This window comes from Streptomyces sp. NBC_01465, assembly GCF_036227325.1.
Classification (GTDB): domain Bacteria; phylum Actinomycetota; class Actinomycetes; order Streptomycetales; family Streptomycetaceae; genus Streptomyces.
Genome location: NZ_CP109467.1, coordinates 3,996,849 through 4,010,924, shown reverse-complemented (window position 1 = coordinate 4,010,924; position 14,076 = coordinate 3,996,849). Strand labels below are relative to the sequence as shown.

18 protein-coding genes are annotated in these 14,076 nt (G+C 67.1%); 10 read left to right on the top strand and 8 right to left on the bottom strand.

Annotation, left to right across the window (positions count from 1 at the left end):
* Positions 1–113: 113 nt before the first annotated feature.
* From OG707_RS18915 to OG707_RS18905, 3 genes are all read right to left on the bottom strand, one after another.
* Entirely contained in the window at positions 114–371 is a 258-nt protein-coding gene (locus OG707_RS18915) for a hypothetical protein (RefSeq protein ID WP_329119795.1), read from the bottom strand.
* Positions 364–717: a hypothetical protein gene (locus OG707_RS18910; protein ID WP_329119793.1), complete on the bottom strand. Its 354-nt coding sequence runs from the start codon at positions 715–717 to the stop codon at positions 364–366. Before OG707_RS18910 ends, OG707_RS18915 begins: the two co-directional genes overlap by 8 nt.
* A 71-nt stretch (positions 718–788) precedes the next feature.
* Positions 789–1,658, bottom strand: coding sequence for a hypothetical protein (locus OG707_RS18905; RefSeq protein WP_329119791.1), 870 nt, complete (start codon positions 1,656–1,658; stop codon positions 789–791).
* Between the two features lie 503 nt (positions 1,659–2,161).
* Between OG707_RS18905 and OG707_RS18900 the strand changes: the two genes are divergently transcribed.
* Both OG707_RS18900 and OG707_RS18895 read left to right on the top strand, forming a co-directional pair.
* A complete protein-coding gene (locus tag OG707_RS18900) occupies positions 2,162–2,452 on the top strand; it encodes a hypothetical protein (RefSeq protein WP_329119789.1) in 291 nt (96 codons plus the stop codon).
* Positions 2,453–2,524: 72 nt separating this feature from the next.
* Positions 2,525–3,091: a VanZ family protein gene (locus tag OG707_RS18895; protein WP_329119787.1), complete on the top strand. Its 567-nt coding sequence runs from the start codon at positions 2,525–2,527 to the stop codon at positions 3,089–3,091.
* Here the strand turns inward: OG707_RS18895 and OG707_RS18890 are convergent.
* Together OG707_RS18890 and OG707_RS18885 are read right to left on the bottom strand one after the other, a co-directional pair.
* A complete protein-coding gene (locus tag OG707_RS18890) occupies positions 3,075–3,485 on the bottom strand; it encodes an NUDIX hydrolase (RefSeq protein ID WP_329127870.1) in 411 nt (136 codons plus the stop codon). The genes OG707_RS18895 and OG707_RS18890 overlap by 17 nt on opposite strands.
* A gap of 340 nt (positions 3,486–3,825) precedes the next feature.
* Positions 3,826–4,041 (bottom strand): hypothetical protein, encoded by a 216-nt coding sequence (locus OG707_RS18885; protein ID WP_329119785.1) that lies wholly within the window; start codon positions 4,039–4,041, stop codon positions 3,826–3,828.
* Between the two features lie 160 nt (positions 4,042–4,201).
* On the opposite strand from OG707_RS18885, the gene OG707_RS18880 reads away from it, so the two are divergent.
* The 5 genes from OG707_RS18880 (at position 4,202) to OG707_RS18860 (ending at position 9,098) form a co-directional block, all read left to right on the top strand.
* Positions 4,202–5,023, top strand: a complete 822-nt coding sequence (locus OG707_RS18880) for a helix-turn-helix domain-containing protein (RefSeq protein WP_329119783.1) — start codon at positions 4,202–4,204, stop codon at positions 5,021–5,023.
* On the top strand, positions 5,020–5,229 hold the full coding sequence (locus OG707_RS18875) for a DUF397 domain-containing protein (RefSeq protein ID WP_329119782.1): 210 nt from the start codon (positions 5,020–5,022) through the stop codon (positions 5,227–5,229). The genes OG707_RS18880 and OG707_RS18875 overlap by 4 nt, the downstream gene beginning before the upstream one ends.
* A gap of 79 nt (positions 5,230–5,308) precedes the next feature.
* Positions 5,309–5,638, top strand: coding sequence for a trypco2 family protein (locus OG707_RS18870; protein ID WP_329119780.1), 330 nt, complete (start codon positions 5,309–5,311; stop codon positions 5,636–5,638).
* Positions 5,635–8,589: a tetratricopeptide repeat protein gene (locus OG707_RS18865; RefSeq protein ID WP_329119778.1), complete on the top strand. Its 2,955-nt coding sequence runs from the start codon at positions 5,635–5,637 to the stop codon at positions 8,587–8,589. The genes OG707_RS18870 and OG707_RS18865 overlap by 4 nt, the downstream gene beginning before the upstream one ends.
* Positions 8,590–8,618: 29 nt before the next feature.
* A complete protein-coding gene (locus OG707_RS18860) occupies positions 8,619–9,098 on the top strand; it encodes a hypothetical protein (protein WP_329119776.1) in 480 nt (159 codons plus the stop codon).
* Positions 9,099–9,112: 14 nt separating this feature from the next.
* On the opposite strand, the gene OG707_RS18855 is transcribed toward OG707_RS18860, so the two are convergent.
* Genes OG707_RS18855 through OG707_RS18845 form a run of 3 tightly spaced genes read right to left on the bottom strand, consistent with a single transcriptional unit; the run spans position 9,113 to position 11,048 of the window.
* Entirely contained in the window at positions 9,113–9,337 is a 225-nt protein-coding gene (locus OG707_RS18855) for a DUF7489 domain-containing protein (protein WP_329119774.1), read from the bottom strand.
* Positions 9,338–9,375: 38 nt separating this feature from the next.
* Positions 9,376–9,825 carry a DUF2871 domain-containing protein gene (locus OG707_RS18850; RefSeq protein ID WP_329119772.1) on the bottom strand — a complete coding sequence of 150 codons (450 nt, stop codon included), beginning with the start codon at positions 9,823–9,825 and terminating at the stop codon, positions 9,376–9,378.
* Between the two features lie 50 nt (positions 9,826–9,875).
* Complete coding sequence (locus OG707_RS18845; protein ID WP_329119770.1) at positions 9,876–11,048, bottom strand: MFS transporter; 1,173 nt, start codon at positions 11,046–11,048, stop codon at positions 9,876–9,878.
* Between the two features lie 73 nt (positions 11,049–11,121).
* Between OG707_RS18845 and OG707_RS18840 the strand changes: the two genes are divergently transcribed.
* The 3 genes from OG707_RS18840 (at position 11,122) to OG707_RS18830 (ending at position 14,071) form a co-directional block, all read left to right on the top strand.
* A complete protein-coding gene (locus OG707_RS18840; protein WP_329119768.1) occupies positions 11,122–11,880 on the top strand; it encodes a DeoR/GlpR family DNA-binding transcription regulator in 759 nt (252 codons plus the stop codon).
* A gap of 4 nt (positions 11,881–11,884) precedes the next feature.
* Entirely contained in the window at positions 11,885–12,478 is a 594-nt protein-coding gene (locus OG707_RS18835; protein ID WP_329119766.1) for an HAD family hydrolase, read from the top strand.
* Between the two features lie 78 nt (positions 12,479–12,556).
* Positions 12,557–14,071, top strand: a complete 1,515-nt coding sequence (locus OG707_RS18830; protein WP_329119764.1) for an MFS transporter — start codon at positions 12,557–12,559, stop codon at positions 14,069–14,071.
* Positions 14,072–14,076 lie beyond the last annotated feature (5 nt).

Here is a 14,076-nt window from a genome sequence, read left to right as displayed (position 1 = left end):
AAACCGAGCATTCCATCCCGTGTCGCTTCCGGCATATCGAGCGCCCTATGGGGCGGGCCGGGCGCTCACCGTTCCCGTTCTCAGACTTGCCGAAGGACGGCAGACAGCGGCCGTTAACCCGTGCCGTTCCAGGTCACCTGGATGAGCACCACACGCTCACCGCGAACATCGGTCAGGTAGTTCACCATGAGCGGATTGGTGGCTTCCGTGCGCGATGGCGGGTTGTCGCCGGTGTATGACGCGCCATCGAGGAAGATCATGGATTCGCGCGTGGTGATCTGCTCCATCAGCTGCTTTACCGCGGTGACGGCCTCATGAGGCAGCCCCTCCAGCGTGTCGTCCCGGAACAGCTCCCAGTGCCACTCAGCCACCCTCCACCTCGCGGTGAGCAGCCCGCACGATCTCCCCGATCTCGTCGACCGCCGTCTGCCGCACGTCGGCGTCGTCGCTGTTCATCGCTTGCTCGGCCGTACGCAGCCGACGCAGTGTCTCCGGGTGGCGTGCGATCTCGACCTCCACACCCCAACGGATGTGGAAGAGCCGGATGGGGCCGAAACTCTCGGCCTCCTCGGCGCGCTCGAACGCAGCCTGCATCTCCTCGAAGAACTCGGAGAGCCGAGACGGCGCCACCTTGGCCACGGCTTCGCGCAGCGCACGGAGCTTCAGCTCCGGCTTGGCGATGAGGGCGTCACCGTGTGCCATCTGCTGTGCGCTCATGTTCTGGCCCCTCTGCTCCCGGCACGACTCACGACCTGCTGCCAGGCTAGTCCGCCCCACCGACATCGCGCTCACGCTCGCATCCCCTTGCGCACCTCGGCCGCGAGCGCCCGTACGTTCGCCTCCGCGAGCCCCGCGTCCATGGCAACCGGCGCCTCGCGGCACTCGGCGCAGAGCCCGCCCGGCAGGGCGTCGGGCTCGCCCGGGTTCTCGCACTGCGTGCAGAGCATCATGCGCCGTACGGCAGGGCGCGCGGACTCCGCCCGGGGCGCGGGCGGGAGCTTGTCCGTGAGGCGGCGGGCGACGAACATCCCCGGGATCTTGACCTCGGGCGGCAGCAGCGCGGTCATCTCGGCCCGGATCCGGTCCTCGTCCGCGCCGCGCTCGAACCACCGCTCGACCAGGGGCGCCAGCCGCTCGCAGTCCTTCGCGGAGAGGGCGAGCCGCCGGTCGGCGAGATGGAGCGTCGCGAGCAGGACGTAGGCCCGCGAAGGCTCCTGCTCCTGGTCCTTCTTCCGCTGCTGAACCTTCACCACTGGTTCCTCCTGCCAAGAGTTCATGTCGAGCCCGCCCAGCCACGCCTTCCACCACGCGTCGACGCGGGCGGTACGGCTGAAGTAGGTCCTGGTCACCCACCGGGTGCCGCCGTCCAGCAGCTCCTGCACGCGCCGCAAGTACCCGCCCTGGGACAGGCAGTTGAGGGCGGTGGAGATTGCAGCCTGCCCGTGCGGAAGCTGGGAGGCGAGCGCCTTGATGCCCATCGCTGCACCGTCGGGAAGCTGGTCGATGTACGCACCGAGGGCCCGAGCCAGCGGCGTCAATCCGGCGAAGTCGTCGTCACCGGAGGGGTTCTGGGCGGGCGCGCTGCGCTTCCCGTAGCCGGGGTTGGCCAGGGGGTGGGCGGACGTGGGGGCGCTGAAGATAAGCTGAGCTACAGCCATGGTCGAGTTGCTCCTCGATCGTTGGTCAGACCCCCGGAGACGTTGCATGCGTCGACCGGGGGTCGATCAGTTGTGGCGCACGCTACACGAGTTTCACGGCACGTGGCCACACGATCACAAATTGTCATCTCCCTTGGTTGTCATGGCAGTTGGGGGCAGGTAGGGGGGAAACCTTCCTCCCCCAACCCCCTCTAGTACGTACAACGGGCACGTCTCGGATCCCGGGTCTCAAGACCCGGGCGGCGGACCCCTGCCCGGACATGAAGTCGAGGTTTTCCACGAGCGATGGAAAATGCTTTCTTCTTATGCGACGTGTTTCCGGCGTTCTCATTTCCGGGTACTCCCCGATAAAGCACATACAGCAAACGGGGGTTCGAAGAGTGAAGAACACTAGGCGGTTCCTGGGAACGTCCGTATCACTGGTCTCCATTCTGGGGGCCGGCGTCATCGCTGCTCCGTCCGCGGCCGCGTCCGAGACCGCAACGCCACCAGGGTGCGGCGAGTTGGACAACGGGAACCTGTGCATCACTGGCGGCAAGCTCGGCAAAACGGCAACCTACACATGGACCGTCGGCTACTCCCGCAACGGCGGCGCGATCACTGTGATGCTTGGTGACCAGCGCAAGAACAGCAAGATCGTTGCTCTGCCGAACTACTACGGCAGCAAGAAGCTCAGTTCGGTCGGCGGCTACGCCGAGTTGAGTCAGAAGCACTCCGTGAACGCCGACGATTGCATCCGGGGCGTCATGGAATACAAGGGCAAGATGTACGTCACCAAGTGGCGTTGCCCCTGACGGTAGCCTTCCGGGTGCCGCGCCATTCACGTGGCACCCGGATCCCTGCCCACCGCCAAGGGGAATGCCGTTATGTGGGAAATCATCTTCTGGCTGAACTTCGCTACCGTGGCGGGATTCCTCCTCCTGTGCGCGGTCAGCGCGTGGGTGGCTGCCGCAGTGGAACCGCGCACAGCAGACGTCGTCCCAGTGCTGTCCCGGCTGCTGCTCGCGTGCTGCACGGTGGTAGTCCTGGCAGCCACGCTGATCCCGAGTCAGCCGATCGGCAGCGGTGGCCAGCGGTACGTCTCGTGGGTGCCTGGCGAAGGCTTGTGGGGCGACGACCTGTCTACGATCGGCATGGGCAGCGCGGAGCCCGAAATGATCCTGCGGCTTCAACTGGCGAACGCCCTGATGTTCGTCCCGCTCGGCCTGCTGCTGGTGTTCGTCACCCGGCGACCGCGCCTGGGCAGGACCGTTCTGATCTGCCTCGCGCTGAGTGTGCTGATCGAGGCGGCGCAGTACGCGATGAACGCAGGCCGGACCGTGGACGTCGACGACGTCCTGTTCAACACCCTGGGCGGCGTGGTCGGCGGCGCCCTGGCGTATCCTCCGCGCCGCGCCTACTTGGCAGAACCTTCCGTCAGGCCACAGGGGTAAGCCGAACCCCGTCGTGCGTGCGTACACTCGGCGGCCCGTCGGACCAGGCGTCGAGCAGACGGACCGCGTACGCCTCTGTCATCCGGGCTGTGACCTCGTCCGGAGTCAGCCAGTCGACGGCCCTGGTTTCGTCCGTGGGGCGAGCGACTCCGCCGCTGACGCGGCAGCGGAAGACCAGAGCCACGATCCCCCGGGACAGGTTCTTGTAGACGCCGGTGAGTCGTTCGACCTCGACATCGAGCCCGGTCTCTTCCCGGATCTCCCGGCGCGCACCGTCCTCGGGTGACTCGTGAATCTCCAGCACCCCACCCGGCGGCTCCCAAGCGCCGTTGTCTGCACGCTGAATGGCCAGTGCACGGCCGTCCTCGCGGATCACCACGCCTGCGACGGACACCGAGTGCAGCGGGTGTTGAAGGTAGAGCTGCTCTCCGCAGCGTGTGCAACAGGTCTTGCCGTTCAGGGATTCCGTCGCGGTGTGGTCGCACGACATGAACAAGGGGGCGTCGACCGCACGCGTCATACGGAGTCCGCGCATTCGAGAGGTGTCACGTTTCCCGGGCACGTGGTCCATTCGATGCCGCCGCGAACTGGACGGAGGAATGCCAATTGTTCGACACGGGAAGGCAATTGGCCGTACCGCTTCACGGTCGGGTCCTCCCACGCCCCGCAGTACATGAGCACACCCACCCGGCCGGACGCCTCGTCGCGTACGAGCTGACCGACCCGAACGGTCGTCATGCGCCCGCCCCCTTCCGGATGGTGGCGGCCAGCGCGCGGGCGACTGGTGGAGCGCACACGCCCAGGTCGACCAGGGCGTGCGCTGAGGCCGTGCCACGTCGGAACGGCACGACGTCCAGCGCGGGGAACTGGATGCCCGCCGCGCTGAGCGCGGCCGCCAGCTCGTCGCGGGCCGCCCTCGCATCCCTGATTTTCGCGTCTCGGTCTGTCATACGCGTCACGCCTCTCGAAGGTCCGTGTGCCCAATTGCTTTCTGTCCCAACAGAGTTATCGGTTGTTGCGTACTCTCGAAAAGGGACAACCGCATGACAGGAATGTGGTCATGGCGAGCGGTCATGACTGGTGAGTTGTCATAGCTCAAAGGGGTTGCACATGGCCGTGGAGACGGACCCGCTACCGGACCCGACGACGTCGCTGCTCGCATTCTTCGGGACGGAGGTCAGGCGCATTCGTACGAGCGTTGGAATGTCCCAGGAGGAGGCGGCGAGAAAGGCGCACACCACTCAGTCCATGCTGTCGAAGATCGAGGCAGCGAAGAGGGTCCCTTCGGCGGACCTGGCTCGGGATCTGGATCTGGCGTTCAGGACGGACGGCCACTTCGGGCGGCTGCATCCGCTGGTCGTCCGGTACGCGTATCCGTCTTGGTTCCTGCCCATCGTGCAGTTGGAGCACGACGCAACGTCGGTGCGTTCGTTCCAGAATCAGATCATCCCTGGCCTGTTGCAGACAGAGGAGTACGCGCGGGCGATGCTGACTGCCGTACGTGCAGACAACCTTGAGGACCTGGTCGCGGCCCGGATGACCAGGCAGTCGGTCTTCGAGCGGGAGACTCCGCCCAGGACCTGGTTCATCGTGGACGAGTACGTACTGATGCGGCAGATCGGTGGCACGGCTGTCATGCGCCAGCAGTTGGGGCGTCTGGTGACCGCTGGCAGGGAGCCCAGGATCGTGATTCAGGTGATTCCGCGGGAGGTTGCGGCGCATCCGGGCCTGGCTGGATCGTTCACGGTTCTGGGGTTCAGCGAAGGTTCGGATGTGCTCTTCGTGGACGGCTTTTCCCAGGGGCGGATCGCCCTCGACGCACGGGACGTCACCGAAGGGCTGCATGCCTATGATCTGCTCAGGGCGGTGGCTCTATCGCCCGACGCGTCAGCCGAGTTGATCGGCAGACACATTGAGGAGTTAGGCAAATGATCAGCGCACATGAGCTGCCCGTTGCATGGCGCAAGAGCAGCTACAGCACCAATGGTGGCGACTGCCTTGAGGTGGGGAGCGGGATCGCCCGCGCCGTTCCCGTCCGGGACTCGAAGGACCCCCACGGACCGGCGCTCGTCTTCGGTCGCGCGGCCTGGTCGTCCTTCGTAACTGCCGTACAGGCAAGGGAGTTCGGCGAGACCTGAGCCTTCCGTCCATTCCTCTCCTGAGCCCTGCCCGCAGCCGCTACCTTTCGGGCAGGGACGTGCAAGCGGTGGGGGAACGATGATTGAGCTGTCGAAGGTGATCCAGGATCTGCGTGAAGAGATCAGCCTGGCCGTCTCGGCCGGCGCGGGTGAGGCCATCCAGTTCGAACTCGGCACGATCGTCCTGGAGACGCACGTCGAGATGAAGGTCGACGTGGAAGCCAAGGGCAAGGTCCGCTTCTGGGTTGTCGACGCGAGCGTAAGCGCGGGGGCGAGCCGTACCTCGCTGCACAAGGTCACCATTCCGCTCACGCCGACGATGGTGAACCCGGCCGACCCCACTGGGGCGCGGGTGCCGACACAGGTCGCCGACGACACAGTGTCCGGTGAGGACAGGCCCGGGCGATGAAGGGGCCCGACCCCGACCGGGTCGTGCAGATCTTCGCGGGCAAGAAGGTCGCCTCGGGTTACGTCGCACGGTCTGGTGTGGTGATCACGGCAGCCCACAGTGTGGAGGGCGCGGAGCCGTCCTATGTGGTCGGATTCCGCAGCGACCACAGTCAGTGGGAGACCACGGTGGCCAGCGTGGCTGTGCGTTCGGAGGCCGCTGATCTCGCGATCCTCTTGTGCGAGACCCCGCCCGGCATCGCGGACGAGCCGGTGGAGTTCGGCCAGGTGGAACGGGGCGGGGCCGACAGGTTGCCGTGCACGGGCACTGGCTTCCCGCGCTTCATGTTGCGAGAGAACGCGGCCAACGCGTCGCTCGGCCGCGAAAGTCACGACTTCCATGGCTGGGTCAGCGGCAAAGGGTTACGTACGGGCGACCTCACCATCGCCACGGAAGTCGACCCACCCGAGCCGGATCCGAAGGCCTGCCCGTGGGGCGGCGTCTCCGGGTCGGCGGTGTTCGCGGATGGCCGGGTGATCGGGCTGGTCAAGGACCACCATCACCAGCAGGGCCCACAGCTGACGCTCAGCACGGTAGGGGAGTGGTACGGCCAGCTGTCGCCGGCAGAACTGGCCCTCGTCGCAGCGCTGTTGGACCTGCCTGCCTCAGCCGAAGAGCTCTCCGTCTGTCGGCCGAAGACCGGCCATCCCGACCGGCCCGTCCCGATCGAAAACGTATCGTGGCCCTTAGGCTTGCGGAACATCCCCTTCCATCCGAGTACGTTTGTCGGGCGTGCCCGTGAACTTCGGCTGCTGGGCGAACGCCTGGCAGATGCGTCGGCGGTTGTCGTCCAGGCTGTGTACGGGCTCGGCGGGATCGGGAAGTCCACGCTGGTTGCCCACTGGATAGCGAAGCATGCTGACCCGGACCACCCGGTGTGGTGGATCACCGCGGACTCCCCCGCCGGTGTTGCCGCCGGCCTAACGTCTCTGGGCGCTGAACTGCGGGTGGGCTCCGCCCAGACGCTCGAGTCGGAGCACCTCCGCGGTCAGGCCTTGCGGTGGTTGGCCACCCACCAGAACTGGTTGGTGGTGTTGGACAACGTGAATAACCCCGCCGATGTTGAGTACCTGCTGGCGAACCTCACCACCGGGCGGTTCGTCATCACCAGCCGTCTTTCCCAGGGCTGGGCAGCAGCCGAATCAGTACGCCTGGATGTTCTGTCGTCGAGTGAGGCGATGGACCTGTTCACCAGGATTGCCTCCGGCAATGGACCGCGAACAACGGACGGTGTAGCGGACCTGTGCGCCGAACTCGGCTGCCTGCCACTGGCAGTAGAACAATCCGCGGCGTACTGCGCAACTACAGGTATCGCAGCACGGACGTACTTGGAGATGCTGGCCGAGCACGCAGCGGCGATGTTCGAGACACCCGGGACTCTGTTTGGCGAGGAGGCCGACAGCGAGAAGCGGGCCCGTCGGACGACGGCCCGGATCTGGAGCATCACACTCGATCGTCTGGCCGGCGATCCCCTGGCCGGGCGGATCCTGCGGATCCTGGCCTGGTATGCACCGGACAATATTCCGCGATTCCTGATCGACGACTTGGGGACACCACCAGAGGTCAACACAGCGCTGGGGCGGCTCGCTGCGTACAGCATGGTCACCCTTGACTCGGAGACGGCGACCATCGCGGTTCACCGACTGGTCCAGGCTGTTGCCCGGACACCTGACACGGGCACACCCGGCGATCCGCACCGTCGTGCCGAGGACATCAAAAGCGCGAGCGAGGAGGCCGCCGAGCAACTGAGGAGGGTACCGATCGGAGCTCATCAGGACCCGGCAACATGGGCGCTCCGACGTACCGTTTTGCCGCATACAGAGGCTCTCCTCAGCCATATCCCGACTGGCACGGAAAACACGTCCTACCTCCACAACGAGCTCGGTGCCTTCTTACGGGGCCAGGGTGACCTGACACGCGCAATTGCCCACCTCGGCATTGCTGTGGTTGATCGGATCAGGGTGTTGGGGGCGGATCATCGCGACACCCTGATCTCCCGCAACAACCTTGCTGGCGCCTATGAGTTGGCTGGTGATCTGGAGCGGGCGCTCCCCATGTACGAGGGGACGTTGGCCGACTCGATCCGGGTGTTGGGTGAGGATCACCCCGACACCTTGGGCTCCCGCAACAACCTTGCTGGCGCCTATGAGTTGGCTGGTGATCTGGAGCGGGCGCTCCCCATGTACGAGGGGACGTTGGCCGACTCGATCCGGGTACTGGGCGAGGATCACCCCAACACCCTTACCACTCGCAACAATCTTGCTTACGCCTATCAGTCGTCCGGTGATCTGGAGCGGGCGATCCCCATGTACGAGGGGGCGTTGGCCGACTCGATCCGCGCGCTGGGCGAGGATCATCCCAACACCCTCGGCTCGCGCCACAATCTTGCCTACGCCTATCAGTCGGCCGGTGACCCGGCGCGGGCGATTCCCCTGTACGAGCAGACGTTGGCCGATCGGATCAGGGTGTTGGGTGAGGAGCATCCCGACACCTTCATCTCCCGCAATAATTTGGCCTACGCCTATCAATTGGGCGGTGGCCCGGCGCGGGCCATCCCCTTGTTCGAGCAGACGTTGGCTGATCGGATCAGGGTGTTGGGTGAGGAGCATCCCGACACGCTGTCCATCCGCAGCAACCTCGCCGCCGCTTATCAGTCGGCCGGTGACCCGGCGCGGGCGATTTCCCTGTTCGAGCAGGTGTTGACCGATTCGGTCCGGGTGTTGGGTGAGGAGCATCCCGACACCTTCATCTCCCGCAACAACCTTGCTGGCGCCCATGAGTTGGCCGGTGATCTGGCGCGGGCGATTCCCCTGTACGAACAGACGTTGGCCGACTCGGCGCGGGTGCTGGGTGACGATCACCCAACTACTCAGATATTTCGGAACAATCTCAAGCACGCTCGCAAGAGCTGAGCAGGGAGCAGGGTTCTAGGGTGGCTTGCATGAGTGATCAGCCGGGTGGGCGGACCGGGCGGCAGCTTCAGGCGTGGCTGGCCGAGCGTGCGGACGGATTCGGCGCCTGGGCCAAGCAGACAGGGCACTCCTCCGAGCGGTGGGACTTCACGCCCGATTCGCTGGACGTGCTGGAGGCGTTGGTGCGGTCCCGCTACGGGAGCGAGGCCGACATCCATGCCGGGCGCATGGATCCCTTCCTGCAGGGCGCGATCTGGTACATCGGCGAGACCGCATGTCGGACGAAGGGCCTGGTGTGGCACTACTGGCCGTTCGCGCCCCGCCGCGCCCAGCTCCCGGACCTGTTCACCGAGCCCGACGCCGGCTTCATCGACACCCCCTCAGTGGCCAAGGCGCGTGCGCGGGAAGGGCAGGGGACGGATCCGCTGGGCCTCGTGCTGACGCTGTTCTGGGAGAAGGACGACGCGGACCGGCCGACGTCGACTCGGCTGCGGGACATCCTGAACTGACTTGGTTCCGGGGGCTATTGCTTCTTGGGGTTTGGGTCGCCGGGGTGCTTTACCAGGGCGTCGCCGATCTCCAGAGCCGCCCACAGTTCCTTGTCGATACGGAACTTCTTGGTGTGGCCGTCGGACAGTTCGACGTGGATGTAGTGGTACATGTTCGAGCCGTCCGGCATGTTGCGGCTCTTGTCGACGATGCTGCCCTGCCAGGAATCCTCAGCCTTGATTCGCCTCGAATTGAACATATCCACACCCTATGCGCAGGCAGCCCGGACCGCCCTGGTCAGACCTCCGCCTTCACCGGCTCCGGTTGAGGGGTACCCGCCTTGGCAGCCGGTATCCGCTTGCCCAGGTTCACGAAGAAGAGGATCAGGCCGACCGTCAGCACGATGTGGCCCAGGCCCGCGATCCCCGAGATCGCCTCGCTCGTTTTCGCTCCGGCCACCGTCTGCGTGCCGTGGATCGTCATCATGGTCACCGTGAGCGCCAGGCCCGCGTTGTAGACCCAGAACGACCACGTGAAGAGCCGTCTGTTGGCCGAGAGTGTGAACAGTTTTTCCAGGGCCAGCACGATCAGGAAGAACAGCATCCCGAGTGCGAGCAAGTGCGTGTGGACCACGCCGAGTTGGCTGTCACCGGTGAAGTCGTAGTGCTTGGTGATCTCGCGGTAGTAGAGGCCGCTGACGACTCCGACGATCATGTACGTGTGGGCTGCGTAGTAGAGCTTCTTCATGGCGGTGATCGTCACCCGGGCCGGCCGCCGGACGCAGGGGATCCGCAAAATCAGCGGCTCACCAGGTCCGCCGGGCGCTCCGTCCGCAGCAGCGGGCCCGCCGCGCACGCCGCGACCACGCAGAACGCCACCGGCAGGAAGAACGTCACGTTCAGCGGGACGAAGTGCGTCAGCGGGCCGATCACCGCCGGGCCCGCCAGCATCCCCAGGTAGCCGAGGCCCGCCACCCGCGAGACGTTCGCGCCCGCCGCGTCCGGGTCGAAGTGGCCTGCTGCGCTGAACAGTTGGGGGATGCAGCCCGACAGGCCGCAGCCGAAGAGTGTCCAGCCGATCAGCGCCAGGGGTATCCAGGGGGAGAGCGCCGCCACCGTCAGGCCGACCGCGCCCAGCGCCGCTCCGTAACGGAGGATCGCCGGCGGGCCGAAGCGTGCGGCCAGGCGGTCCGTGAGGAAGCGGCCTGCCGTCATCGCCGTTGCGAAGGCTCCGTACGCGAGTGCCGCCGTGGCCGCCGGGGCATCCAGGACGTCGCGCAGATGCAGCACGCTCCAGTCGTTTGCGACCCCTTCGCAGAGCATCAGCATGAGGGCGAGGGCCGCGAGGTACCAGATCCGGCGCGGTGTCGCGGCGCGACGGCCGGACTTCGTTGCGGGAGTGGCGAGTTGGGGTGTGTGCGGGAGCAGTGCCGGGGCCGCCGCGAACGCCACCGCCAGGCCCAGCACCCCCGCCGCCCCCAGTGTCACCGCCGGGGACCAGTCCCAGCTCAGCGTCCGTGCGCCCACCAGGGCCGCCGCCACCCCGCCGATCGAGAACGTCGCGTGGAACGCGGACATCACCGGGCGTTCGTACGCCCGCTCCACTTGCACCGCGTGCGCGTTCATCGAGACGTCGAGGCAGCCGTTGCCGAAGCCGAAGACGAGTAGCGCCGCCCCCAGCACCCAGGGGCCGGTCGCCAGGCCCGGCAGGATCACGGCCGCACTGAGCAGCGCCGCGCTCACGGGGACGACCGTACGGGCGCCGAAGCGGTCCGCGAGCGGGCCCGCGATCTGCATGGCCACGAAGGCGCCGGCGCCGAGCAGCAGCAGGAGCCAGCCCAGCACGGCGTGGCTGATGCCGGCCCGGTGCTCGATCGCGGGGATGTGGACGATCCACATGCCCATGAGGAAGCCGGTGAGCGTGAAGTACGCGAACGTGGCCACCCGTGCGGCCCTGAGGGATCTGTTCATGGTTACAAACATAACGAACATTGTTTGTGTTCGGAAGATTGCTTTACGGACACTCTTCATGTTCAATTGAGGTATGGCCAGTACCGACCGACTGCGACAGATCACCGACGCCGTACGCGAGGCAGGCAGCATCGGCGTCGCCGATCTGGCCGCCCTCACCGGCGCCTCCGAAATGACCATCCGCCGCGACCTCGAACTCCTTGCCGAGCAGGGCGTGTTGGAGCGCTACCGCGGCGGCGCCCGCACCCTCCTCCTCCGCGGCGAGGAGCCCCCCTTCGCGCTCCGCGCGCAGGACGGACTCGCCCTCAAGCAGCGCATCGCCGCCGAGGTCGCGGACCTCATCGCCGACGGCGAGTCCGTCGTCCTCGACAGCGGCACCACCTGCCTGGAAGTGGCCCGCGCCCTCGAACACCGGCGCCTCACCGTGATGCCGCTCTCGCTCCACGCCGTCAACGCCCTCACCTCGGCGCCGCAGCTCACCCTCCTGGTCCCCGGCGGCCGCCCCCGCCCCGGCGAACTCCAGCTCACCGGGCCGCTGACCGAGGCCTCCCTCCGCGCCCTGCGCTTCGACACCGCCGTCATCGGCTGCTGCGGGCTCACCGCAGCCGACGGGCTCACCGCGTACGACCTCGACGACGCCGCCATCAAGCGCGCCGCCATCGCATCCGCCCGCCGGGTCGTCGTCGCGACCGACTCCGCCAAGCTCTCCCGTACCGCCCTCGCCCACGTCGTCCCCGCCTCCGCCCTGCACGCCGTCGTCACCGACACGGACGCGCCGGAGGAGGCCACGGACGCGCTGGTCGCGGCAGGCGTGACCGTACGAAAGGTGTGACCTGATGACAGGCACCGTGCTCTTCGATCTCTTCGGCGTCATCGCCCGCCAGCAGTCCGAGGAGGGCAAGGACCGCCTCGTGAAGACGGCCGGCGTGCCCGCGCCCGCCTTCTGGGGCGCCTACTGGGCCTACCGGCCGCGCTACGACAGCGGGCAGCTGACCGGGGCCACCTACTGGGAGCACGTCCTCGGCACCCTCCCCGACGCGACCCGTACCGCCGCGCTGATCGAGGCCGACATCGCGAGCTGGAGCGCCGTCGACGACGAGATGGTCGACCTGATCTCCGAGCTCGCCGCATCCGGCCGCCGCATCGCCCTGCTCTCGAACATCCCCGAAGAGCTGGCCGTCCATTACGAGGCCCACCACCCCTGGCTCAAGCACTTCGAGTTCCGCGCCTTCTCCTGCCGCATCGGCCACGCCAAGCCCGACCCCGATGCCTACCTCTGGTGCCGGAAGGCCCTGGGCGAGGACCCGGCCCGCGTCCTCTTCGTCGACGACCGCCGCGAGAACATCGTGGCCGCCGAAGCCACCGGCCTGCGCGGCCACCTCTTCACCGGCATCGCCCCGCTCCGGGAGGCCCTCAGCGCAGCCCCGTAGCCCTCTCCGCATGCAGGAACCCACCCCTCCGCTTAGCGTGAGTCCGGGGGAGCTTGCTGTTGTGAGGAGATCCGCGCCATGGCCACCAGCTCCGAGGACGCCATATCCACGGGTGCCAAGCACAAGCGAGGACCCGACGCCGACCACCCCTCCCACCGCTGGTGGGTGCTGGGGGTCATCGGACTCGCCCAGCTCATGGTGGTCCTCGACGCGACGATCGTGAACATCGCGCTGCCCTCCGCCCAGGCCGACCTCGGCTTCAGTGACGGCAACCGGCAGTGGATCGTCACCGCGTACGCCCTCGCCTTCGGCTCGCTCCTCCTCCTCGGCGGACGCATCGCCGACCTCATCGGCCGCAAGCGCGTCTTCCTCATCGGACTGGTCGGCTTCGCTCTCGCCTCCGCGCTCGGCGGCGCCGCGACCAACTTCGGCATGCTCGTCTCGGCCCGCGCCCTGCAGGGTGTCTTCGGCGCCCTGCTCGCGCCCGCCGCGCTGTCGCTCCTCACGACCACCTTCACCGACCCGAAGGAACGGGCGAAGGCCTTCGGTATCTACGGTGCGATCGCCGGTGCCGGCGGTGCGGTGGGCCTCCTGCTCGGCGGCATCCTGACCGAGTACCTCGACTGGCGCTGGTGCCTGTACGTCAACCTCATCATCGCCGTCATCGCGTTCGTCGGCGCCGTTCGTCTGCTCCAGCCCGGCGCCCCCGCGGACCGCCCCACCCTGGACGTGCCCGGCACGATCCTCGTCTCCCTCGGTCTGTTCGGCATCGTGTACGGATTCGCCAACGCCGAGACGCACAGCTGGGGTTCGTTCCAGACCTGGGGCTTCCTGGTGGTCGGCGCGATCCTCATCGCCGCCTTCGCCTGGTGGCAGACGCGGGCCGAACACCCGCTGCTGCCGCTGCGCGTCGTCCTCGACCGTGACCGGGGTGCCTCGTTCCTGGCCATGTTCATCTCGGGCGCGGGCATGTTCGGGGTTTTCCTCTTCCTCACGTACTACCTGCAGCAGTCGCTGAGTTACACCCCCGTCAAGACGGGTCTGGCCTTCCTCCCGATGGTGGCCGTCATGGTCGTCGTCTCGGTGATCACGACCAACAACCTGGTCCCGCGCTTCGGCGCCAAGCCGATCGTCCCCACCGGCATGGGACTGGGCGCCATCGCCATGGTGTGGCTGACCCGGCTCGACCTGAGCAGCTCCTACGTCCCCCACGTCCTGTTCCCGCTGCTCGTGATGGGCGCCGGCATGGGTCTGATCTTCGCCCCGGGCATGAGCCTGGCGACGTCGGGCGTCGCGCCGCACGACGCCGGTGTCGCCTCGGCGATGGTCAACACCAGCCAGCAGGTGGGCGGTTCGATCGGTACGGCCCTCCTCAACACCCTGGCCACGAGCGCAGCCACCAGCTACCTCGTCGGCAAGCAGCCGACCCCTGGCGTCCAGGCGCAGGCGCAGCTGGAGAGCTACTCGACCGCGTACTGGTGGTCGGCGGGCTTCTTCGCGATCGGTCTGCTGGTCACGGTGGTCCTCTACCGGCGAGGCGCGCCACAGATCCATCCCGTGGACGAGGACGCGGCCCCGGCCGTGCACATGTGACGCCC